General features: G+C 58.0%; 16 protein-coding genes. 11 read left to right on the forward strand and 5 right to left on the reverse strand.

What is annotated here, in order from left to right; all coding sequences use genetic code 11:
- The first annotated feature begins 71 nt into the window (after positions 1-71).
- Positions 72-1,637 (forward strand): CE1 family esterase, encoded by a 1,566-nt coding sequence (locus J3U88_RS26635; protein ID WP_207862052.1) that lies wholly within the window; start codon positions 72-74, stop codon positions 1,635-1,637.
- A 179-nt stretch (positions 1,638-1,816) separates the two neighbouring features.
- Here the strand turns inward: J3U88_RS26635 and J3U88_RS26640 are convergent, their stop codons facing one another.
- The 4 genes from J3U88_RS26640 to cobU all read right to left on the reverse strand — a co-directional run bounded on the left by J3U88_RS26640 (position 1,817) and on the right by cobU (position 7,114).
- Positions 1,817-2,725: a hypothetical protein gene (locus J3U88_RS26640; protein WP_207862053.1), complete on the reverse strand. Its 909-nt coding sequence runs from the start codon at positions 2,723-2,725 to the stop codon at positions 1,817-1,819.
- A gap of 131 nt (positions 2,726-2,856) precedes the next feature.
- Positions 2,857-5,649 carry a proprotein convertase P-domain-containing protein gene (locus tag J3U88_RS26645; protein ID WP_207862054.1) on the reverse strand — a complete coding sequence of 931 codons (2,793 nt, stop codon included), beginning with the start codon at positions 5,647-5,649 and terminating at the stop codon, positions 2,857-2,859.
- Between the two features lie 632 nt (positions 5,650-6,281).
- The gene (locus J3U88_RS26650; protein WP_207862055.1) at positions 6,282-6,578 is read right to left on the reverse strand and encodes a 2Fe-2S iron-sulfur cluster-binding protein; all 297 of its coding nucleotides are present in this window, start codon (positions 6,576-6,578) and stop codon (positions 6,282-6,284) included.
- Positions 6,575-7,114, reverse strand: coding sequence for a bifunctional adenosylcobinamide kinase/adenosylcobinamide-phosphate guanylyltransferase (gene cobU, locus J3U88_RS26655; RefSeq protein WP_207862056.1), 540 nt, complete (start codon positions 7,112-7,114; stop codon positions 6,575-6,577). Before cobU ends, J3U88_RS26650 begins: the two co-directional genes overlap by 4 nt.
- Before the next feature lie 750 nt (positions 7,115-7,864).
- Here cobU and J3U88_RS26660 point away from each other — a divergent pair.
- The 3 genes from J3U88_RS26660 to J3U88_RS26670 all read left to right on the forward strand — a co-directional run bounded on the left by J3U88_RS26660 (position 7,865) and on the right by J3U88_RS26670 (position 14,095).
- Positions 7,865-10,825 carry a PKD domain-containing protein gene (locus J3U88_RS26660; protein ID WP_207862057.1) on the forward strand — a complete coding sequence of 987 codons (2,961 nt, stop codon included), beginning with the start codon at positions 7,865-7,867 and terminating at the stop codon, positions 10,823-10,825.
- A 942-nt stretch (positions 10,826-11,767) separates the two neighbouring features.
- Positions 11,768-12,775, forward strand: a complete 1,008-nt coding sequence (locus J3U88_RS26665) for a winged helix-turn-helix domain-containing protein (RefSeq protein WP_207862058.1) — start codon at positions 11,768-11,770, stop codon at positions 12,773-12,775.
- A gap of 303 nt (positions 12,776-13,078) precedes the next feature.
- Positions 13,079-14,095, forward strand: coding sequence for a DUF2804 family protein (locus J3U88_RS26670; RefSeq protein WP_207862059.1), 1,017 nt, complete (start codon positions 13,079-13,081; stop codon positions 14,093-14,095).
- Here the strand turns inward: J3U88_RS26670 and J3U88_RS26675 are convergent, their stop codons facing one another.
- The gene (locus J3U88_RS26675; RefSeq protein ID WP_207862060.1) at positions 14,096-14,641 is read right to left on the reverse strand and encodes a pyridoxamine 5'-phosphate oxidase family protein; all 546 of its coding nucleotides are present in this window, start codon (positions 14,639-14,641) and stop codon (positions 14,096-14,098) included. It lies immediately after the preceding gene.
- 203 nt (positions 14,642-14,844) lie between these two features.
- Here J3U88_RS26675 and J3U88_RS26680 point away from each other — a divergent pair, with 203 nt between their 5' ends.
- The 7 genes from J3U88_RS26680 (at position 14,845) to rodA (ending at position 23,490) form a co-directional block, all read left to right on the forward strand.
- A complete protein-coding gene (locus J3U88_RS26680; RefSeq protein WP_207862061.1) occupies positions 14,845-15,903 on the forward strand; it encodes a mechanosensitive ion channel family protein in 1,059 nt (352 codons plus the stop codon).
- 208 nt (positions 15,904-16,111) lie between these two features.
- Positions 16,112-17,788, forward strand: coding sequence for a methyl-accepting chemotaxis protein (locus J3U88_RS26685; protein ID WP_207862062.1), 1,677 nt, complete (start codon positions 16,112-16,114; stop codon positions 17,786-17,788).
- A 248-nt stretch (positions 17,789-18,036) separates the two neighbouring features.
- The gene (locus J3U88_RS26690) at positions 18,037-19,080 is read left to right on the forward strand and encodes a rod shape-determining protein (protein WP_207862063.1); all 1,044 of its coding nucleotides are present in this window, start codon (positions 18,037-18,039) and stop codon (positions 19,078-19,080) included.
- A 123-nt stretch (positions 19,081-19,203) separates the two neighbouring features.
- Positions 19,204-20,106 carry a rod shape-determining protein MreC gene (mreC, locus tag J3U88_RS26695; protein WP_207862064.1) on the forward strand — a complete coding sequence of 301 codons (903 nt, stop codon included), beginning with the start codon at positions 19,204-19,206 and terminating at the stop codon, positions 20,104-20,106.
- On the forward strand, positions 20,103-20,585 hold the full coding sequence (locus tag J3U88_RS26700; protein ID WP_207862065.1) for a hypothetical protein: 483 nt from the start codon (positions 20,103-20,105) through the stop codon (positions 20,583-20,585). The genes mreC and J3U88_RS26700 overlap by 4 nt, the downstream gene beginning before the upstream one ends.
- Complete coding sequence (mrdA, locus tag J3U88_RS26705) at positions 20,582-22,384, forward strand: penicillin-binding protein 2 (RefSeq protein WP_207862066.1); 1,803 nt, start codon at positions 20,582-20,584, stop codon at positions 22,382-22,384. Before J3U88_RS26700 ends, mrdA begins: the two co-directional genes overlap by 4 nt.
- The gene (gene rodA / locus J3U88_RS26710) at positions 22,381-23,490 is read left to right on the forward strand and encodes a rod shape-determining protein RodA (RefSeq protein ID WP_207862067.1); all 1,110 of its coding nucleotides are present in this window, start codon (positions 22,381-22,383) and stop codon (positions 23,488-23,490) included. The genes mrdA and rodA overlap by 4 nt, the downstream gene beginning before the upstream one ends.
- Positions 23,491-23,531 lie beyond the last annotated feature (41 nt).

Here is a 23,531-nt window from a genome sequence, read left to right on the forward strand (position 1 = left end):
CCTTTTTGCCGAAAAAGAAACCAAACCCTGAAAAACCATTGCGCCCCGCTAAACCTTCCGAAGGTGGTCTCATGAAACGCGCCGCGTTGCTGCTTCTCTCATTTTTTGGTCCTTCGTTGCTCCACGGGGCTACGGATCTTGTGTTTCCCTGGGTTACCCACAATGCTCAGTTCCGCGCCAAGATTGTGGTCAACAATCTCAACGCGGCACCCGTGACCGTTCTTTTGCGGGCGGTACGGGCTGATGCTGCCGACCCCGCCGGCGCCGAACAATCGGTTTCGTGGACCCTGGAACCACTGGAGCAACGGGTATCCGCCGCCGGAGACGTTTTCAGTGACCTGGCCGAAGGGGCCGGTTTTTCCGTGTTTCTCTCCAGCAGCGCCGACAACATCGACGGTGCCTTTGTGGTTTCGGGAACCAAGGCAGACGGACTCGGTGATTCGCCGGCGCAGGGGAATGTGGTGCCTGTCAGCGAGGCCGGTTCCCTGGTTCTGTTTAATTTTTTACCGACCGAACGCGATTCTGAGGCTGCCTCCGCCGCGGTGCTTGTCAATGTCGGTAGCCGGCCGGCCGAGGTCCAATTTTATGCCTATCAAAACGGGCAACGGATTTTGAGTGAACAGCCGGTCACCGTCCCGGCGGGGCGGCCTTTTGCCGTGCTAACCGAAACCCTCTTCCCTGAGCTTTCCGGTGACCTGTACCTGGTTGCCGCGACCGATCAGCCGCTTGTCGGGCTGGCGTTTTTGTTTAACGAGGCACGTGAGCCGTCGATGGCGAACGCGCGGGTCATTGCTTCGTTACCGGATCCCGATGCGCCCGCCGGGGATCCTTTAACCGCCGGCGTCAGCCAATTTTTTATCGATCAAGAAATCGCCGGGACGATGGTGTCACGGCGGGTGACCCTGGTTGCGCCACCCGTGCTTGAAGCCAATCCTTCCTATCCGGTGGTTTTTGCCTTTCACGGGGCGGGGGGGAGCGGGGACGCTTTTGCGAATAACCAACATCTAAACGGCCTGATCAATTCGGGCGCGTTCGTTGGGGTTTATCCCGACGGTCACGCCGACAACGGCGGAAATGGTGGCTTCTGGAATTTGGGAACGGAACCCACCAGCGCCGACGATGTGGCTTTTGTCGATGCGATTGTTGCCAAGCTGGGCACGATCCAAGGATTAGACGGTTCGCGGCGGTATGCCTTGGGCATTTCAAATGGTGCCGGCATGGTGAATCTTCTGGGTAAATCAACCGCCCACTTCCGCGCCATTGCGCCGCTTTACAGCCAGCAAACCGTTGCAACCGGGGCCTTGGAAGCGCCTGCCTTGGTTTCTGTTTTTCAATTGAACGGCGACAACGATACCTTGATCCCGTTAAACGGCGGCCCCTCGCCGGTTGGCGAATTTATGTCGGCCGCGGACAGCGCCCAAAATTGGGCAGACGCCGCGGCCTGCGATTCGCCACCGGAGGAAGCGGTGCAAACGTGGGGTAACGCGACCTTGGATGCCTTCACCTATGGGGGATGCAGGGAAAACCACGAAGTTGTGTATTTTGTGGCGCGAAACATTGGACACAGTGGGTTTCAGAACGGCGAGGCCAACAGTCGGATGTTTGCCGAGATATGGGCCTTTTTCCAAAGCCACTAACGCGTCAACCGCACCGACCCGCCGCGGGGCCCGTGCAAATGGGTGTCCCCGCGGGACATGTGTTTGTGCTCAAACCCGCGCCATCGACGAAAGGTGGGTGCGCAAAGCCGCGTTTGTTTCGCCCGCATTTCTCACAAGGATTCGTCGCGAGAAGCAGAATTCCTTGTGAGAAATGCGGGTTAGGCGTCACGGCGTTCGCGGAGCCACAGGAGCAGCGCGACCAGCGGCAGGCCGCCGTGGACCAGGCGGTACACCGTTTGGTGGAGCCAGCCGTCGAGCCAGGGGAGCAGGGCGTCAAATTGGAAGTAGGCGACCGCGCGGGCCAGGGCCGTGAGGAATCCCCACAAAACCATGTAACCCAGGGCGATGCCGCGCAGGCGAGGAACCAACAAGGCCGCCGCGGCGACGAAGTCGAGGATGCCCGCGCCGATCAGCAGCGTGCGGGCACCGCTTTCGGTGAGGGGCAGGCAGCGCATCGTCATCGACACGAAATTGCCGGGTTGGGGGTGGAAGCCGAAAGCGTACAAACCGTGCCCGATGAAGGTCAGCGCCGTGGCGAGGTACAGTGCGTTGAGGGCGCGTTTGCTGAAGCCGTCCCGGGCCAGCCATGCCGCTAGGAACAGCGGCGCCGCGCCCTGCAGCGCGTGTTCGATGCCCATGCCGATTTGGTAGCTTTTGCCCAAAAAGTAAAGGGCGAAGGTGAAGGCGAGCACCAGGGCGCCGAGCATCATGGCGAACCCGTGCCAGCGTTTTTTGCCGCTGATGGTCCAGCAGAGGATGCCGCAAACCAGCATGATCACGCCCATGCCGCGGGTGGCTGCTTGCAGGAGCCAATCGGTGGTGGGGCTGGTGACGTATTGCTCCCAGCTCATGCCGGTGAGCCACAGGACCGGGGTTTCCATCCAGGCTTGTTTCCAGAACAGGGTGCGCAGGGGGGCGTCCCAGCGCAGGAATTGCCAGGCGCGGCCGAGAAAAAGCGCGCTGACGAAGAAGCGCAGCATCCAGGTGAGGGTCGCATGGCTGCTGAGGTGGTTGAGCGAAAAGGTCGGGGTGGCGCCGATGGGCGCCGTCATGGTTTTGGTGGTCATATTGGAACCTCAATCCGTTCAGCGTTGCCCACTGGGGCTTCGCGAACAAGGCGCGACGCTTGGGGGTGCCAAGCGTCGGCCGGTCAAACAGGGGTGTTCGTCTGGAAAAGGACGCGGGTGGTGCCCGCCGCTTAGAAGGTCAGGGTCCAGCCGTTGATCGTGCCCGTGTCGTAACGCGCGTTGTCGACGGCTTGGAGGCGCCAAGTCCCGTTGGCCGGAACGCCGTTGGCGTCCACCGTGTAGGTCTGGACGATGTTGTCGGCCGAGCCGCCGCTGTTGCCGTGCAGCACCCATTCCGTGCCGTTGGGGGCGATCAAGCGTATGTTGAGGTCACCGATGTAGGTGTGGCTGATGTTGACCGCAACTGAGAGCGAACCGCTGTCACCGCCGTGGGTAACGTTTAGGCTGGTAGAAGCGCCCGTGCTGCTGTTGTCGGGGATTGCGGCCGAGGTGGTGCTTTCATAGGTTGCACCGCCGCCACCACCGTCCGTGTCCCAGGCCACGCTGAGCGTGACGCCGCTGTAGCTTTGGTAACCGCGCAGCATCAGGTGCCAGGTTCCCTCCGCGGGGCTGCCGACCGATACCGTTTCGTTGTTGCCGTTCAGATAGGGACGGTAATCCCAGGTATTGGTGGTGGGCCGGGCGCCGCGGCGTACGTAGAGGTCGGTGTCGCCGCTGCCGCCGTTGATGCCGATGCGCAGGTTGTTCGCGTTGGCGGGCAGGTTGAAATAGAAAAAGGTTTCGCTGCCGCTTGCGCCGGCGAGGTTGGTGCGCGAATCGCCGTTTTGCAACTGGTTGGGATCGGTGCCGTCGCCACCGTCCGTGCCGTCACCACCGTCGCCGCCGTCCGTGCCGTCACCACCGTTGCCGCTGCCGAAGGTCACCGTCAATTGGGCCGCTTTGTCGGATTCGCCGTCGTAGGCCTCGGCCACGCGACGACCTTCGCCCTCGATCAAAAAGACCATGCTGTTTCCGGACTGCCAGTCGGGATGGCTGACGATTTCCGCCACGATGTCCTTCAGGTCGGGGGTGCGTTGGGCCGCGCCCGCCGCGCCGGTACTGGACCAGGCCGAGGGTGACCAGGCCACGTTGCTGCTGGTGCGCACGCGGTCGCTGATATCGCCGGAACTGCTGCCAAAGGTGGATGCGTTGGCCGCGTCTTGACCGAAGATAACCAGGTTGGTGCTTTCACTGCTGGTTTCGTCAACCGTGAATTGAATCGTGGCGCTGTCGATTTGGGCGTCTTGCGGGATGTGCATGTTGGTAAAACGCACGCCCACCGTTTGGTCGCGGCTGCCGTCGCGGATCAACTCCAGGTCGGAGCTGTCACGGTACATGCTGCCACTGCTTCGTTCTTCCGCGTCATCGCTGCTTTGGGCGATGGTACGGATCAGGGTGGCGACGCCAACCGAGATGGTGACGCTGTCGTCGCGGGTCTCGCCGTTGGAACCGGTAGCGACCGCGCGGATTTGGAATGCCCCGTTTTGGGTCGCGTCCCAGGTGGTGCTGTAGGGCGCGTTGGTATCCTCGGCGATCAGGGTGCTGCCCACGTAGAAGCGAACCGAGCTGATTGAGCCGCCGTCCATGGAGGCGTTGGCGGCGATGGTGACTGCCGCGCCTTCGTCGAAGACCTGGTTATCGGTGGGTTGGGTCAGGCTCACCACGGGCAGGCTGACGTTGTTGTTGGGGATGGTGATCACGGCACCGTTGCTGGGTTGCCACACGTCGAGGCCGTTGGGTTCGGCCCAGGGATTGTTGTCGGAAACCGAGCCGACTGAATCGACGTTGTCGTAGCGAATGGTTTTGATGTCGATGCCGCCGGTGGCGATGCGCATCCATTTAAATTGGTTGAAGGCGGCCGTGTTGCGCGTCCAGCTTTTGCTGTCGTTGGCACCGCGCAGCGGGGCGCCCCAGGTGCCTTCGCCCACATAAACCGTGCCGTTGTTGTCGTCGCGCACAAAACCCTCGTCGCTGCCGGAGCCGCTGGAAGGACGGACCGGCCAGGTGGATTTCACGCAGTGTGAATCGCACTCCACCACCAGTTGCACCTTGCGGGTGTAAAACAGGTTGGCCCAAGCGTCGTATTCGTCCCAGCCCTCGGATTTGGAACTGACGTGAGGACGCATGGGTTTGTGGTATTGGGCAATCCGCCAAGTCACGTTTTGGTTGGCCGCCAGGTCGTTGGCCAGCCAGCTCGCTTGGTCGCCGCCTTCCGTATCCTCGGAGTTCAGCGTGTAGGTGCGCAGCATATTGGCCCCGAAGGTCAGCGCGTAATAGTTGCGTGAGCCGGGTGTGTCGAAGATTTCCTGAACCACCGCGTTGTTGCGCTCGTGGTTGCCGCGCGCGGCCACAATCGGGTAGATGCGCCCGTCGCTGGAAATCGTGTCCTGCCAGTCTTCGAGCCATTGCTGCCACTGGCTGTTGCTGTCGGCGTCGGTCATGTCACCACCGAACATCACGAACAGGGGACGCAACTTGGAAACCATGCGGTTGGCGCGCCGGCGCGTGTTGGCGTTGTTGCGTGAGTCGCCGCCGGCGATCACCGTGAAGCTGCTTGAATCATTGGGTGCGGTGCGGAACCAAAAGCGTTGGCTGGTGCTGTTGCTGTCGGCGACCACGAAGTAATAAGCGGTGTCGGGTTGGAGCCCTTGCAGACGGGCGAATTGATGGGTCATGCCTTTTTCGGAGGTGGTCCGGTCCGCGGCGCGGTTGAAGGCGTAGTTGGCGGGGTTGGTGCCGCCGTCGCTGGTGTCGTAGTAGACCCGGGCGTCGCTGCCGCTGGTCACGGCCCAGCCGACGACCATGGTCGTAGCAGGATTATCACGCCAGGTTAAGCGGTATTTCTCGGTTCCCGCCTTGAGGCTGGAAACGAGGCACAAAGCGGTCAGGGCGCCCCAAAAGGCGAGGCGTCGAACGTTCAACATGAAATGTCTCCTCGAAGATGAACGAAAACGAAAACGATTGAAAAAGAAAAGGAGTGAATCAGCGGCGACCCTTGGGATGGGGGTGCCGATGTTTCATGAGGACACGGATGGGTCCTTCGGCCGTTTTTCCATCCGCGGTGTTTCCAACGCCTCAAACCCTGTCGCTGCGATTCGTCGCCCGTGGATCCGGTGGGCGTGGACCCGGTGCGATCCGGGCGTCATTCAAAATCGAGCCGTTCCCAAAAAACCGCGCACGGGTCATCGCATCGCCAAGCCTCTGGCAGGACTCCCAGCAAGCACGGCAATGAACGGTCGGAAGCAAGGGTAGGGATAGGTATGAGAACGGTGATGGGTCAGCGAGGGGTGGCAAAAGAGAGCACGGCGGCCTGAAAAGAGTTATCAAACGAGTGAACTCACGGCCGGGATGAAGGATAGGTTTATCATGTTAAGGATTTGTAGCGGCTGGGTAAAGTTCGCGTTACGGTGAATTGCCATGGGTGACAAAGGTCACCTGGTTAAAAGCGGCGGGTTGTTCGCGCAAAGGCCTTTCGTTGCTGAGCCTTATGGGGGACAGGCGGTGCACGGAGTCTTATGGGGAACAGGCGATGCATGGCGTTCCCTCGCCGGCTCACTCAAACGGTGTGGATTTCAAGGTCGGTATGAACCCTTACCCGGCAGGCGAGGCGGGTTTCTTTTCCTTCCTCACCGAAAAAGGCGAGTAGGGCGCGTTCGGCCTCGCTTGGTTCAGCGAGCTTTTGGGGATCGGCCGGGCGGATGTGGGCGATACAGGTCCCGCAAACACCTGAGAAACAGCCGAATTCGATAGGGCCGCGCCCGTCGATCAGCGTGCCCAGGTTGGTGCCCGGCGCACAGGTCACATCGGGGGCGTCCGTTGCGGGGAAATGGATGCGGTGGACGGTGTCGCTCATGGGGTGCCGCCTTTGACGAAAACCGGGAGGCCCGCCACCATCAACACGACTTGCTCGGCCGCCGACGCCATCACTTGGTTACACCGACCCGCGCAATCACCGAAACGCCGCGCCAAGGCGTTGCCCGGCATGATGCCCATCCCGGTTTCATTGGTCACCAGGAGCAAGTGACCGGTTTGTTCCGCCGCCACAGCCAACAGGGCGCGGCTCGCCTCGGCGACGCGGTCCTCGGTCATCTTTCCCGCCCTGTCGTGGTACAGCAAATTGTTGACCCACAGGGTGAGGCAGTCGACCAAAACAACCGGGACCGATGCGTTTTGGGACAAGGCGCCGGCCAGATCGGTTTGTTCCTCCACTGTCCGCCAGTGTGCCCCGCGTTCCTCCCGATGGCGGCGAATGCGTTCCTTCATTTCTTCGTCCAGCGCGGGGCTGGTGGCGATAAAGGCATGGGGACCGGGATGTGCTTCTCCCTGTTGCAGGGCAAAACGGCTTTTCCCTGAACGACTTCCCCCGGTGATCAGGGTGATATGGCGCATGAACGGCTCTCCGATCTCTTGAATGTCCCCATCCTACACCCTTCTCGGCAAGCGATGGGCGGCCTCGCGGAGGTGAGCCCTTAACCCAATTCGAGACCCTTTTTCATTTTTGTAAAGGTTGTGTAATCGACAGGCAAGGACCTGTTTCCTGGATCGAGGCGTGAATGGGCGTGCACGGATGTGAAAAGAAGTTGAACACGGGTGTCAACATTTTTTGGGTCGATGTCTGAAGTGTCGCTGAAATACCTGAAAACGAATCTGAAAGCCTTATGTAAAAGTCAGTTATCTTTATTAGAAAAAGAGGTTTGGCGCGAAATGTTGCCGGCCGAATTGCGTTTCCCGAAATCGTCCGGGTCTTTCAACCCGTTTCAAGCATCTTTCATTAGGACGGAATTCTCCGCGCTGATAGCTTTGGGTAACACACCTGTAAAGCGAATTTCGATTCTGTGTGGATGTTTTGTGGTTTTAAAGATTGATGTGGTGGCATGATTTTTTGAGTATTCCTTTATTTACTCAGGTTTTGTTTGGCCGCACATTCCCTTTTGCTCACCTGCCGCGTTCAGCATCTACATTGCCGCTTTATGGGTTTCCGCCGCCTCCCGGTTTTGGTAACGAACCGACCCGATCAAAGGACTGCGACTCGGTTGGTTTTTAGGTACGGGGTGGGTACGGCGGTTTCCGGTTCTCTCCTAAGCCCTTGCGACCCTTGCGGGCTTTTGATTGAGAGGCCGACCATTTTGGAGGAACACCATGAACCAGTTTCAATGGAGCCGTTTGGCTCTGATCTTGGGTTGTTTGCTGCTACCGATGATGGTGGTTGCACAAGATACCCAGACGGCTCGTAGCGCCCGCGACTTGGGCTTTTCACGCGTATCTTTGGATCAATCCGGCAGCCCGCGTTTCCTGGGCGGTCAGACCAATTTGATTGTCCGCGACAGCAAAGATGCCGAGGGCTTGTTTCAAGGCAAATTGGCCAAAATCTACCAGTTGGGTAAAGCCGATGCGGTGCGATTTGTAAGTATGGAGAAGTTTAACGGGACCCGTACCTATCGCATGCAACAAACCTTTCAAGGCCTCGAGGTGCGCGGCGGCGACCTGGTGATTCAAATCGGTGCCGACGGCCAAGTCCTCGCGGTCAGCGGCCGTGTGATTAACAATATTAATGTAAACGTCCGCCCGGTTCACTTCTTCAACGGACTCTACGAAAACGCAATCAGCGACTTGCTCGGTATCGACGGCATCGCGGCCGGCGCCATTCCCTACAACGTTTTGAAACCGGCCGACTTGGTCATTTACGCGCATCCCGAGGGCGGCGTGCATCTGGCGTTTGAAACGGATGTCGAGTTCGCCCACGACGACCACTTCTACATGGAACGCATGATGATCGATGCCGAAACCCAAGGCTTGATCGGTTCCGAAACCCTGATCCACAGTGCCTTGGACCGTCGCGTTCATACCGCCAACAATGGCTGTTTCGCGCCCATCTTCGGTACCTCTTTGCCAGGCCGCCAGGTGATAAGCGAAGGCGGAGCTTCGGATGATTATGTGGCGCAAGGCGCTTATGACAATACCGGTACCACCTACTGGTTCTTCTACCACATGTTCGGCCGCGATTCTTACGACGGCCGCGGTATTCCCCTCGTCTCCACGGTTCACATCACGTTTGCCACCGGTTTGTTTCCTTCCAACTGCTCACCCAACAACGCGGCATTCTTGCAAGCGCCTTATAACCAAATGCTTTACGGCGACGGTGACGGCGAAATTTTGCGTGAGACCGCTTTGTCCCTGGACGTAACCGCTCACGAATTGGCCCACGGTTTCACCAACAGCACCTCGCGTTTGGTGTACCAGCGAGAGTCCGGCGCCATTAACGAGGCGATGTCCGACATCTTCGGTGCCGGCGCCGAGGCGTGGAAAATGTCCCTCGATGCGGAAGGCAAACGGCCTGAAGACGGCAATCCCGCCAACTACCAAACCTTCCGCGAAACCTGGCTGCTGGGCGACGACATCGCGGGCTCCCAGCTCGGCGAAGCGCTGCGTTACATGAACAACCCCACCCTTGACGGTCGCTCCCCCGACTTTTACCCCGAACGCAACTACCCCAACAACTGTAGCCCCGGCGCCGGCAACGACAACTGCGGCGTTCACACCAACAGCGGCATCGCCAACCTGGCTTTCTTCCTCCTGGTTGAAGGCGGCACCCACCCGCAAGGAAAAACCACCGTCAACGTGCCGGGCATCGGCATGATCGACGCACTCAACATCTTCTACGAAACCAACGCCCAGCTTTTGTCGCAAAACGCCACCTTTGAAGATTTGCGTTTCGCATCCGCTCAAGCCGCGGCCAACCAGTTCGGCGAGAACTCCTGTCAGTTCAGCGCGGTCATGAAAGCCTGGGACGCCGTGGGTGTCAACGGTTCCTGGAACGATCCCGGCGGCACTTGCGGCGGTCCCGTTAACGAGGCGCCCACCGCTTCGTTCTCCTTCACGACCGACGAACTCAGCGCTGCGTTCGACGGCTCCGCCAGCACCGACAGCGACGGTTCTATCGCTTCTTATGCGTGGGACTTCGGTGACGGCAACCAAGGCAGCGGTGTTTCCGCCGCCCACACCTACCGTTCCGAGGGCACCTACCGCGTCGTCCTGGTGGTTACCGACAACCAAGGCGCCACCGGTCGTGCCGAAGCGGACGTCACCGTATCCGAAACCGACATCATTCCCCCCACCGCCGCGTTTACCTTCAGCGCGGATCGCCTGAATGTCAGCTTCGACGGTTCCGCCAGTTCGGGCCCGAATGGCGCGATCACCGATTACGCCTGGGATTTGGGTGACGGTTCAAGCGCCTCCGGCGCCCAGGTTAACCACCGCTACGGCGCCGCCGGCAGCTACAGCGTGACCCTGACCGTGACCGACGCCGCCGGCCTGCAAGGCAGTACCAGCCAAACCGTCACCGTCGACGATCCCGGCGACGATTGCGGCAACGGCTTCCAAATCGGTTCCTCCGTGGTTACCTTCAACAACAACGGTCGTTCCATCCAAACCGACCTTTATTACCCCAGTGCAAGCGGCGGTTCCAACGCCGACATGATCGAAGGCTGCGGCTTCCCCGTCGTGGTCTTCGGACACGGTTTCACCATCGGCACCAACGCCTACGACTATCTGTTCGAAGGATTGGTTCCCGCCGGTTACATCGTCGCCATGCCCCGCACCGAGTCTGGTTTCTCCCCCAGCCACGGCCGCTTCGGCAGCGACATCGCCTTCTTGGCAAGCGAAATCATCCGCGCTTACCCCAACAGCACGAGCGGCACCTCGGCTGTTTCGGGCCACAGCATGGGCGGTGGTTCCGCGTTCCTGGCGATGGCGGAGAACCCCTCCATCACAGCATTGTTTTCCCTTGCTGCTGCTGAAACCAATCCCTCGGCCATCGAAGCGGCGGCTTCGATTGACCGACCCAGCCTGGTGATCGCTGCGAGCCGTGACTGTGTGACTCCGGCTGAAGATCACCAAACCCCGATGTTCGAGGCGCTCGCCGCCGCGGATAAAGAATTCGTCATGCTTGACGGTGCCTCGCACTGTCAGTTCACCACGGGCAACTTCAACTGCTCGTTTGGCGAATTCTTCTGCGGTCAGCGACCCTCGCTCAGTGAAGCCGAACAACACGCCCAAACCCTGGCGACGATCCTGCCTTGGTTGGATCGCGTGTTGCGGTAACACAGCTCGTCTTTTGGGCCCGACACCTGGTGTCGGGCCTTTTTTTATTGGGGTTATCTTGAGGTGTTGCCGCGTCGCGTCAGAGGGTGGAAGCCGTCAGGGGTTCTGGAACTAGCCTACTTTTATTCGTCAATATGCGGAAAATGAACGCCGTCTTTAGGTGTGATAGTAGGTTGCTAAACTTATGTTCTGGGTATTTGTTTTTTGCCTTCTTAGTTGAAGTGAGAGAGTTGACACGTTACGGCAGATTTTGACTTGATAACCAGCCGCTGAGGACTATAATAATCCTTAAGTAAACCGACTGTAAAAGCTATGTAAAGTGGATGCTTTTGGTCGTCCGTCCTGCCCTTTTCGTCCTGGGCTTTTGCCCCAAATGGTGCTTTTCAATTGCTTTGCCCTTTGTTCCATGTTTGCTCAAAGGTCTCTTAACGGATTCGTTTTCACACGGGTTTTTCGGGCCGACCACTACCCAGCATCGACGTGTTGGGTAACGCGGGGTTCACCTTGCAGAAATCGCCCGAAGACATGGTGTGAAGGTTTTGCCACTGTGCCTGTTTCTCCCCGCACGTTTTGCCGGGTGGTGTTTCTTTGTGTGTCGGTTCCTCTAAAGGCACGAACGGCATCCCTGGATCTGGTAACCGCGCGTTACGTGAAACCGCTGCTGGGCGTTGGTCAAGGTAGAACCCGTTCCCCACGGTCCTTGTGTCGCGAAACGCCGGTGCTGCTCCGGTGCTTGTTCGCGGTGTTTTGTTCACGGTCGTTTTCTCCCCCCGTTGACCGGCCGACTGCTCCTAAGGAGGGGATCCCTGCCCCCGATTCGGTTGTTTTCGCGTTGCTCACCGCGCTCCTCCTATGGCACCGAATCGCTTCCTTCAAACGAACAGACCCCGCAAGGATTGCTTAACTTTTCATCAATCCAGCTTCAATAAGGTAGGTTGCCCCATGAAAATTTATTCATTCGATACATACCTATTCGAACCCGACTCCGGTAAACTCTCATGGCCGGGTGGGGAAGAATTGCTTCGCCCCAAAACTGCTCGTTCTTTGGAAGTTCTGATTGAAAATCGCGACCGCCCCCTGTCGCGTCAAGAGTTATTGGAAATTGTCTGGAAAGAGACATCCGTAACCCCTAATGTGCTTTACCAAAGTATTAAAGAAATTCGTCATTGCCTCGGTGGTCGTGAACCGTCGCAAGCATACCTGACCAGCTCCCGCAATCGGGGTTACCAGTGGGTGTTTCCCGATACCGAAGCCCACCAGGAACCGCCGCCCCGTTTGACGCCCGCCGTCACGGTCGCGGCGCCCAACCCCACGGTAGAAGCGGCGCCTGTCGCCGTTGCCGAGGAGGCCTCCGCGGAAACCGTGACCGCCCCATCGACCGAAACGGCCGGTCCCGCGCGCCGGTTCGCGCGCCATTTTAGCTTTGCCCTTGCCATGCTGGTCTCCACCACCGCCGGCTTTACCTTCCACTCCTTGCTCGGTGATTCGGTTCTGCGTCCTGAAATGCCGCGCCCCGCGGCCATGCGTGCGGTGATCCCCGAACACACGCCGCGTTTGCCGGGCACCCTGAAAATCGGGGTGGTCCACAAGCAGGTCGAGGCCATGCAGCCGGTTTCCTGTATGGTTCGTCAGCGTTTGGATGCGCGTTTTGAGTTTGTCTGTATCCCCGAGGTTCAGATCGACCAAGCCCTCAAAGCCGCGGGGAAAACCCTCGACCAGCGGGAACACGTCAACCTTGCCGAGTTGCTTCACTGTGATTTGTTGTTGGATCCCACCTGGGATCACGAGCGCAATAAATTGTCTTACGCCCTTGATTATTCCGGCGGGCAAATCGACATGGGCGCCTTGCCCTTTGAAACGGTCGACGACGCCGTCGCCTTTCTTGTCAGCCAAGTGGGCCATCAGGCGCATTTCGTGAACACCTTCATCTTGGCCGCCAACCAACCCTAATTCGCATTGACCGCCGGCCGCTGCATCGCGTGCCGTTGCTCCTTCGCGCTTACGCCCGGTCGTAAACCTTGTGCTAACAAAGCTTTTTACACGCTCGCGACGAAGCCTCGTGAGAAATGCGGGCTGACTTTCCGTCATACTCCTTGCCGCCGCCCACGTCCAACCAACGTGGGCGGTTTTGCCCGTACAGGCGAGAAAAGCGTGCTTTTTGGTAGAATGGGCCGTTTCTTTTCAAAACGTTGTTTGCCGTGATCGCGAACAACGCGCTTGACGCTACCACCGGTAGCCTTTGGAGGAGGAAAGGTGCCCCAACGTCTCATCGAAGCGGGAAACGCGCGCTTCGGTCTTTTTGACCAACCGGTCGAAACCATTAATGCCGATGATTTTGTGCAGCGTTCCAGCATGGATCGATTGGCGCCCACGCTGTTGCGACGTTTCGCCTACAACCAATTTCAGTTTGTCGGGGTGTGTAGCCCCGAGCTGGTTTTGGGTTGTGCCGTGGTAGACCTCAAATGGGTCGGCTCCTCGTTTTTTTATGTCTATCTACCGCCCAGCGGTGAACTCTTTGAATGGAGCCGTCTCCAACCGCTTGCTCGGCGTACCGCGCTGGCACTCACGCCGGACCGGGGCTGTTCCGTTTTTTCCGGGCGTGGCTTAAACGTGACGATTCAGGCCGAAAGCGATCCGCGACAACGCCGGTTAACCGCAACCTTCGGCCGCGACGGTCGCCTGGACGCGCGCCTCGTTGAACCCGCCGCCTTCCGGCCGCTGGCGCTTTGCACCCGTGCCGGCTACAACGGCTGGGTTTACACCCAAAAAGCCGCCGGCTTGCCGGTGACCGGATCCCTCCAGTTCCGCGGACGCGACTTTGATCTCGGTGCCCTTGCAGCCCACGGCAATTACGACTGGACCTGTGGTTTCATGCGCCGTCATACCTTTTGGAACTGGGCCTGTTGTACCGGTGTTCTGCCCGACGGGCGGCGTTTCGGTCTCAACCTCGCCGCCGGTGTCAACGAGACCGGGTTTACCGAAAACGTGTTTTGGCTCGGGGACCGCTTCGTCAAAGTCGATACCGTCCATTTTCAGTTTGACCGCTTGCAGCCGACCCAACCTTGGACGGTTTCCTCCTACGACGGCCGTGTCGCGCTGCGTTTCGAACCCGAGGGGTTGCGCCGCGAGAAATTGCATGTCGGGTTTCTGGCGAGCAACTTCAAACAGGTGTTCGGCCGTTTTTACGGGACCGTGCATGACGCGGACGGCCAAGCCGCCCCCATCGATGGCTTGTACGGTTTCTGTGAGGACCACTACGCGAAGTGGTGATCAGCGCGGGATATCGGGGTAGGCCTGATGGCCGTCGATGCTGACTTGGTTGCGGTTCTGTTGGTAGGCTTCGATGCCGTCGCGGCCTTTTTTCTCCGCGTGGTCGATTAATTTGTCCCGCTGTCCGATCAATTGGTAACGGGGGACCGCGAAACCGCAGGATTTTTGCACCGATTCAATGTGCAGCAGGATGATTTGCCGGTAGCCGGGTAGCAAGTCGAAATGGGGCGCGTGTTCCGCCCAACCCGCGTCGGTCGGGCGAATGACCTCGCCGCGGCCGTACAAGCGCAGAATCAGCATGCGCGCGTCGTAGCTGCAAAACATCATGGTTAGGCGGCCGTTTTCGTTGATGTGGGCCGCCGTCTCGTTGCCGGAACCGGTGAGATCCAAATAAGCCACGCGGCTTTGGTCGAGAATGCGAAAGGTGTCCAAACCCTTGGGGGAGAGGTTGATCCGGCCTTGTCGCGGCGCGGTGCCCGTGAAAAACATCGCCTGCGCGCGGATGAAATCACACAAATCATCGTCCAAACGTTCCTGAAACGGCATAAAGCCTCCTGTGTAGGATTGATCGTTGGGTCCGCTTCTCGGAACCCCGCCTTGTGAGATAAGATAGTTCACGCCATTCAGCCGCGAACCAAACCGTTTAGCCGACCCCTGTCTCATTGGGTACGGTTGCATCTTATTCTAAAACGATGCGGCACTGCATGACACGGCCCGAGGGTTCTTTATTTTACTGAGGAGATACCGTTATGGATGAATTGTGGTTATGGCTAGATAAGCCGTGGGTTGCGAGTGCGTTAACCATGGGCGGCGGCGTTCTGGTCGCCCTGTTGATCCGTGTTCTCTCACAAGGTTCCGTCAAACGTTTGGCCAAACGCACCAAAACCAGGCTCGACGATCAAATCCTCGAAATTTTCCAAGGACCCTTGACCCTCACCATTGTGGTTGTGGCTTTTATCCAGGCATACAACATCCTCGGCTTGGCCGGCCACTGGCGAACCTTTGCCTTTGGTGGGGCGGTCACCCTGGCGGTGGTTTCTTGGATGATCGCGGCGCTGCATTTTGCCGGCGCCTTGATCGATTGGTTCGGCAGCGGCGACAATCCCCATCGCATTGTCCAGCCCAAAACCAAACCGCTGTTTTTGTTTGTCTACAAAACGCTGGTGGTTGCCTTTGCCGTATACTTTATTATCCTCGCCTGGGGTCAGGATCTTTCCGCCTGGCTGGCCTCGGCCGGTATTGCCGGTATTGCCATCGGTTTGGCGTCCAAGGACACCTTGGCCAACTTTATTTCCGGTATTTTCATCATCGCCGATTCGCCCTTTAAGATTGGCGACTTCATTGTCCTCGACAATGGCGACCGCGGTCGGGTCACCCACATCGGCATTCGCTCCACCCGTTTGATGACGCCCGACGATGTCGAGGTCATTATTCCCAACGCCGTCATGGGTAACTCGACCATCATTAATCAGAGTGGCGGTCCTTACGAAAAGTTTCGTTTGCGCGTGCCGGTTTCGGTGGCCTACGGTTCCGACATTGATCAGGTTCGCGGGATCTTGATGAGCGTTGCCGAAAAGGGGGAGCTGGTTGAGCAGATTCCCAAACCACGGGTTCGCTTTAGGGAACTGGGCGATTCCGGCCTGCTGTTCGAAATTTGGGTTTGGGTCAGGGAACCCGTTTTTCAGGAGGACGTTCGCGACCAGATGCTTACCGAGAGCTATAAAGCCCTGAATCAAGCTAAGATCACCATCCCGTTCCCACAGATGGATGTTCACATCAAAGAAGTGCCCCGCGCCGCCGACGCCTAAATCCCGGCGGCAGGCAGGGGGCACGCGCGTTTTCGGCGTGCCCCGGGTAAATTAAACTTTTTTCTTACTGCATGCGATAAGATGGGTACATTTTCTCGGGCATGAAAAACCAGGCTTTGTATTGAGGCTCTTAAATTCAAGCGGCGCCGTTGACGATATTTTTTTGTTGGCGAAGTTTGCCGGCTTTCGTTGACTTGGAGGAACCAGGGTGGACACCAATAAAGGTTCTTTGTTTATCTACATTTTCGGACCGATTTTGCTGATGGTGGTGTGTTTCGGTGTGGTCGCCTTCACCGCGGTTGATGTTCTGGATCGGCAGAATAGCGACGGCTTGGTAATCAACCTTGCCGGTCGCCAGCGCATGTTGTCCCAAAAGTTCACCAAGGAAGTCTTCATCGAAATGAAGAACCCCGGTATGGCGACTTCGAGCGAGTTGCCAAGACCCCAGCAACTCCATGTAACCCGCCAACTGTTTGAAGCGACCTTGAAGGCGCTGGATCAGGGCGGCACGACCTACAGTGATTTGGGGGCGACCAAGGAAGTTTCCACGCCGCCGACCCGAGACAACGAGGTGAAAACGCTGCTGAAAGAGGTTGATGCCAAGTGGAGCACCTTGACCAGTCACAGCGAGTTGCTGATCGGCATGGCGAACCGCGGTGAAACCGTGCCCCCTAAGGAAATCGATTCGCTGAAAACCCAGAGTTTGGCGGTTTTGGGCACCATGAACAAAGCGGTGGGTTCCTACCAAAAGTTGTCCGAGGCGCGTGTTAGCAAACTGCGCACCATCCTTTTCGGCGGTTTGGTTCTGATGGTGCTGTGTGCCGGCGCCGCCTTCCTGGTGGTGCGCAACCGTGTGCTCAGGCCTTTGAAAGAGGCCTTGGATTTGGCCGAGGCCGTGTCCGCCGGAGACCTGCGCCGACGGGTCAACCACACCCGCAACGATGAGGCCGGCCGTTTGTGTCAGGCGCTGAACCAGATGTGCGACAACCTTTCTCAAATGGTGACCAGCATTAAGGACCATTCACAAGATTTGTCCGACAACGCCACCGGATTGTCGAGCTTTTCCGACCAATTAAACAGCGAGGCCCAGGGCTTGATTCGCAAGGCGGAAACCCTGGGTGGGTTCTCCCGCGACATTACCCAAACCACCGAGCGGGTGCAGGCCAATTTCTCCGAATCGACCCATAACATTTCCACCGTGGCCGCCAGTACCGAGGAAATGTCGGTGACCGCCGGGACCATCGCCGAAAATTCGCGCATGGTGCAAAACGCCAGTGAGGGCGCGGTGAGTTCGGTGAAAAATGCCGTGGACCGGGTCGACCAACTGCGTGATTCGGCGCGGCAGGTTGATCGGGTCGTGGAAGTGATTGTCGACATTTCGGAACAGACCAAGTTGTTGGCGCTGAACGCCACCATTGAGGCCGCGCGGGCGGGAACCTACGGCAAGGGTTTCGCCGTGGTTGCCGAGGAAGTGAAGTTGCTGGCGCAACAAACCAACGAGGCGATTAACGAGATCCGCGGCAAAATCGAAGGGATCAAAGGGGCCACCGAACACACCGTCACGGAAATCAACAGCATTGCCGGCGTGATTAACGAGGTGAACGTCCTGATCGGGAACATTGTCAACTCGGTCCAGGAGCAAAAAATTGCGACCCAGGGCATCAGCCAGACCATTGCCGGCGTGTCCGACGGGTTCCGCGATGTGAATGCCTCGGTTGAGTCCTTGGCCGACGGCCAAAGCCGGTTGAACAACGATGTCCACGGGGTCAACAACTCCGGCCAGGAGTTGGCCGGTGCCGTTGGCCAGGTGCGCGAACGTTCGGTTCGCTTGGTGAACCTGAGCGATGAGCTCAACGGGATCGTAAAACACTTCGAACTCGCGTGAGGGCAGGCGTGCCTTGACGCGGTGCCGTCGGGCGCCATGAAGCCCTCCTCATCGGGTTTTGGCGCGGTGCCTTCGGAAATGAACCGAACCCAATCCCATCGGGTGTTGCCGGGGCGTGGTGCGGGGTGATCCTCACGCAATCCTCCATTTCAGCCAAAGCCCCCCGCTTTCTCCTGGCACCCGCATCGGTTCTAATGTATGATTCCCGACGTTGTTGGGCTCGAACACGCACTTTTGGTTGACATCTTATGGCATTTAATTTCACTCGCATTTTTTCCGCGTTTAATCGCGATCTCGCAATCGATTTAGGGACCGCGAACTCTTTGGTTTACGCGAAGGGGTTGGGCATCGTTGTCCGTGAACCCTCCATCGTTGCCATCAATAAAGACGAAAGCCGCGTTGAAGCGGTGGGCAACGAAGCAAAAGAAATGCTCGGTCGTACACCGAGCAACATCGTGGCGATCCGTCCCATGCGCGACGGGGTGATCGCCGATTTTGAAGTCGCCGAGCAAATGCTCAGCTACTTCATCCGCAAGGCGCAGCGGCAATCCTCGCCGTTTAACCTGTTTCAGGTGGACGTCGTTATTGGGGTTCCGGCCGAAATTACCCAGGTCGAACGCCGCGCCGTGCGTGACAGCGCCAAAAAAGCCGGCGCCTCAAACGTCTACCTCGTTGAAGAAGCCATGGCCGCCGCCATCGGCGCCGGCCTGCCCGTTACCGAACCGACCGGTAACATGATCGTCGACATCGGCGGGGGTTCCACCGACGTCGCCGTGATCTCCTTGTCCGGGATTGTGTATTCCAAAACCCTCAAGGTTGCCGGTAACGCCATGGACGAAAACATTGTCCAGTACATCAAGCGCAAGTACCGCTTGTTGATTGGTGAGCGCACCGCCGAGAACATCAAAACCCAAATCGGTAGCGCCTACCGCCTTGACGAACCCATGGAAATGGAAATCAAGGGCCGTTCCCTTGAAAGCGGGATTCCCAAAACCTTGGTGATCAACGATACCGAGATCCGCGAGGCACTCGCCGATACCGTTGACGCCATCGTGGAAACCATTAAAATCGCCTTGGAACGGACCCCGCCCGAATTGTCCGCCGACTTGGTCGACAAAGGCATCATCCTGACCGGCGGCGGCAGCCTCCTGAAAAACCTCGACATCCGCCTGCGGGAAGAAACGAACCTGCCGGTGAGCATCGCCGAAGAACCCCTGCTTAGCGTGGTCATGGGGGTTGGTAAAATGTTATCCGACCCAAAACTGCTCAAACGCGTCTGCCGCAAAAGCTAAGTCCCGATCCGCCGCTTAACGGAGATTCGCCCCATTGGGAATGCGCCGCGACCCGGCGCTGTTCCACGCCCAGAACCCCCGCACCGCCCCGCGGCGGTTGCGTGAAAACGAGAGGGAGGGAAGTTGGCAGCCTTCGGCCTTGTCAAACGCTACCCCGAGTTAAGCCTCTTACTTGTCCTTGAACTGGTGGCCTTCCTCATTGTGAGTTACCAGATTCAGGTGGGCGAGCGCTTAACCCTGCTTGAACGGCTGAGCCTGATGGTGGTCGGTCCCGTCCAAAACCTCAGTGACGGCGCCGTCGGCTCAGTCACGCGCCTGGTTGAAGACCGCGAAACCATGACCCAGCTCAAGCAGGAAAACGAGCGGCTCCAGAAAAACGTCGAAGAACTTTTTCGCGTGCGTACCCGACTGATTGAAGCAGAGAAGCAGAACCAACGCCTGCGCGACCTGTTGGCCTTGCCCAAACCCGAATCCTGGAAGTATGTCTACGCCGAGGTCATCGGGCGCACCAGTCGCCGCGAGGACACCATGATCCTGATCAACAAAGGTTCCAACGACGGCCTGCTGCCGGACCACGGCGTTTCCAGCCCGAGCGGTGTTGTGGGCGTGGTGTGGGAGGTGTCGGGCGCCTACGCCAAGGTCATGCCGCTCAACAATCCCCATTCTTCCGTGGCCGCCCTGGTCCAAGAATCGCGGTTCTCCGAAAGTTTTGTTTCGGGGATGGGCGGCTCCGTCGGTCGTCTCCAGAACTTTCCCAATTTTGAAACCATCCAGGTCGGCGACCTGATCACCACTTCCGGCCTCGATCGCATCTTCCCCAAAAATTTGCACATCGGTAGGGTTACCTCCGTGTTGCCTTCGTCCGATATGTTCCAAGAGGTACGCATCAACCTCGCCACCGATTTCTCTCGCTTGGAAGAAGTCGTGGTGCTCATTCAGATCGAAGACGACGCCGGCCAAACCATCGTGCTCGACGCCGAGGCAGGCCAAACCCCGCAAGAAACGCCGAGGGAGGACCGTCCATGAAGTGGTCGCACTTTTGGAGCGGGTTCCTGTTGGTGGTGCTGCTGACCTTCGCCAAATCCCAAATCACCCACTTTAACGTCCCGCTCGAGTTCTCCTACTTCTTGGTTTTTTTTATTATCCGTTCGTCGGACACCGTCCGCGCCTTGTTGATGACCTTTACGCTTTCGCTCGGCCTCGACTTTATCGTGCAGGTCGGCCAGGTGAAAGGGCTGGCTTGTATGAGTCAGCTTCTGTTGGTTTACATCGTGATGTTGCTTAAAAAACACGTGATCCCCAATTTTGAAGACCTGTTCCTGCTGGGTTTGTTTGCCTTGTTTTACCTGGCCGACTTTTACCTGCGCCTGCTCATCGGTGTGGCGCTCAACAGTCCTGTTCCCGGCGTGAGTCCGACCGTGCTGGTGTTCCACGCTTTGGTGCATACCGCCCTGTTCGGTGCCATGCAGGTGCTTTACCTGCGCTTTTTCCCGGAGGAAAAATGAGACTGGCGCCGACCCCGCTGTTGTTCCAGGGCCGCATTTTGTTTTTGCGGGTGTTGGTGATTATTGGGTTCTTGCTGGTGACCGGCGGTTATTACCGCATTCAGATTTTGAACCAGGAACGCTACGAGCGGCTCGGCGAAAAGTACCGCATCAAAAAGCGGCGCATCAAAGCTACGCGCGGCTTGATCTACGACCGTCACGAACGGTTGATCACCCAGAACATGCCCACCTACGACCTTCTGCTACGTCGCGATGAGATGGAACAACCTTGGCGCAAGGTGAAGGATGAACTCGCCGAATTTTTGCAAGTTGATGTGGCACAGTTGCAGCGCAAGTACGACAGCCGCTCCACCCTTTTGTCGCAGCCGGTCAAGCTGATTGAGAACATTACCTTTGCCGAGTCGATGCGCATCCGCCGCAACCTCAAGCGTTATCCCGGTTTGGCCGTGGAGACCACGGAGAAGCGTTACTACACCTACAACACGCTGTTTTCCCACGTGTTGGGTTACGTTAGCGTTGCTTCTGAGAGCGCGTTGCGACGCAATCCGCGGCTGCGGCTCGGGGATGTGGTCGGCAAAAGCGGGATTGAGCTGGCCTACGACGACATGCTCACCGGCATTGACGGGGAACGCACCATTTTGGTCGATCACCGCGGCATTTACCATTCCACCGAGGTCACCGCGCCGCCCGTTCCCGGCGGTGATATATTCCTGACCTTGGACCTGGATCTACAACAGCTCGCCGTTGAGGCTCTCGAGGGCCGCCCCGGCTCCGTGGTGATGATGGACACCCGTACCGGGGGATTGTTGGTGTGTGTTTCTTCGCCGACCTTTGACCTCAACATGTTCACGCAACGCTTTACCCAAAAAGAATGGGACGAGTTGATCAACCGCGAGGGGAATCCACTCCTGAACCGTCCATTACAAGGCGCTTATGCGCCAGGATCCGTTTTTAAAGTGGTGACCGCTTTGTCGGCGTTAAAGAACGGCGCCATCACCCCGCAGACCACCTACTTCTGTAACGGCGAGTACAAGTTACACAACCGCATCTTCCGGTGCCACAAACGCGGTGGGCACGGCCATGTCGATGTGACCGCCGCCATCAAGGGCTCTTGTAACGTGTTTTTTTACAACATTGCCCGTGATTTGGACATCGATCAACTGGCCAAAACCGCGCATGAAATGGGATTGGGTGAAAAAACCGGCGTGGATTTGCACGGTGAGAAAACCGGGTTGGTGCCGACGCCCGCCTGGAAGCGCAAGCGGACCGGTGAGATTTGGTATCCCGGCCAAACCTTGTCAGTGTCTATTGGGCAGGGGAGTTTGCAGACCACCCCGCTGCAGTTGTTGAGTATGATGGCGACCGTGGCCAACGACGGCCGCGTCGTGCGCCCGCACCTGCTGTACAAAAGCCGGCTTGGAATGGAATCCAAGCTCCACGTGCCGGAATCCGGTGCCGTGGAAGGCATGATGCCCGAGTACTACACCTTGGTGAAAACCGCCTTGTGGCAGGTTGTCAACAAAGAGAAAGGCACCGGTTCCACCGCGCGGGTCGCCGGCTTTGATGTCTGCGGCAAAACCGGGACCGCCCAGTTGATCACCTTCAGCTCCGAGGCCGACCACAAGGTGGACCGTTACAAAAACGCGTGGTTTGCCGGATTCGCGCCGCGCGAGAACACCGAGGTGGCCATCGTGGTGTTGGTGGAGCAGGCCGGGGCGGGCGGTGCCAAGGCCGGACCCGTCGCGCAAAAGTTGCTTGAGGCCTATGCCCGCAAAAAGAAAGAGGTCGACCCCACATGAACCGTTTGAATTTACTGGATCGCGGCGCCATGCTGATTACCTTCATTTTATGCGGACTGGGTGTGTTGTTTATTCGTTCCGCCACCGCCGCGCCCTATTTGTCCGGCACGCTTTGGATCAAACAAATTGTGTGGGTGGTGCTCGGTGGTTTGTTTTACCTGTTCATCAGCCAAATCGATTACAAACGCCTGGTGACCCATGCCCATTTCTTTTTCATCGGCGGCATTGTCTTGTTGGTGTTTGTGCTGCTGTTCGGCGACAAGATCAACGGTGCCCGTTCGTGGTTCCGTCTGCCGTTTATGAGTTTCCAGCCGTCGGAAGTCATGAAAATCGCCACCGTGTTGATGGTCGCCAAATACTTTTCCCGTTTTCAGGAGCGGCAGTCGAGTTTGCTTGAGTTTGTGGTGTCTTCCTTGCTCATCGCCATCCCCGTATCGCTGATTATTTTGCAGCCCGACATGGGGACGGCCTTGTGTTACGTACCCTTTTTCGTGATTCCCAACTTTCTGTTGGGCAACAAAGAATCGATTTGGGTGACCGGTTTGGGGACCTTATTGGCGGTGGTGTTGGTGGCCGGCGTGGTGTTTAAACCCGACTGGATCTTTTTTATGAAGGATTACCAGAAAAACCGCATTGTGACCTTTATTTACCCGGAGAAAGGCACGCTGAGCACCGGCTACCAGGTGCACCAAAGCAAGATCAGCATTGGCCAGGGCGGCTTGCTTGGCAGTGGCTTGGGTCAGGGCCAGCAAACGCAAATGGGGTTCCTGCCCGCGCAACACAATGACTTCATTTTGGGCGTTGCCGCCGAGGAGTTGGGTTTTGTCGGCGTGGCCACCGTCTTCGCCTTATTTATGATGTTGTTCATGCGTTCCTTTACCACCGCCCTGGAGGCCAGCGACGCCACCGGCAGTATTTTGGTGATGCTGGTGATCGGAACCCTGGTGACCCAGACTTTGTTCAACGCCGCCATGCTGATCGGCATGGTGCCGACCACGGGGATCCCCTTTCCGTTGTTAAGTTACGGGGGCAGCAGCTTGATGACCAGCATGGGATTATTGGGTTTAATTCAATCCGTGCGCACCCACCGCTTCGTGAACCATTGACGGCGTAATCATTCGGGTATTGTTTTCCCTTGGGTTTGCCG

This window comes from Acanthopleuribacter pedis (assembly GCF_017377855.1).
In the GTDB taxonomy this organism is placed as follows: domain Bacteria; phylum Acidobacteriota; class Holophagae; order Acanthopleuribacterales; family Acanthopleuribacteraceae; genus Acanthopleuribacter; species Acanthopleuribacter pedis.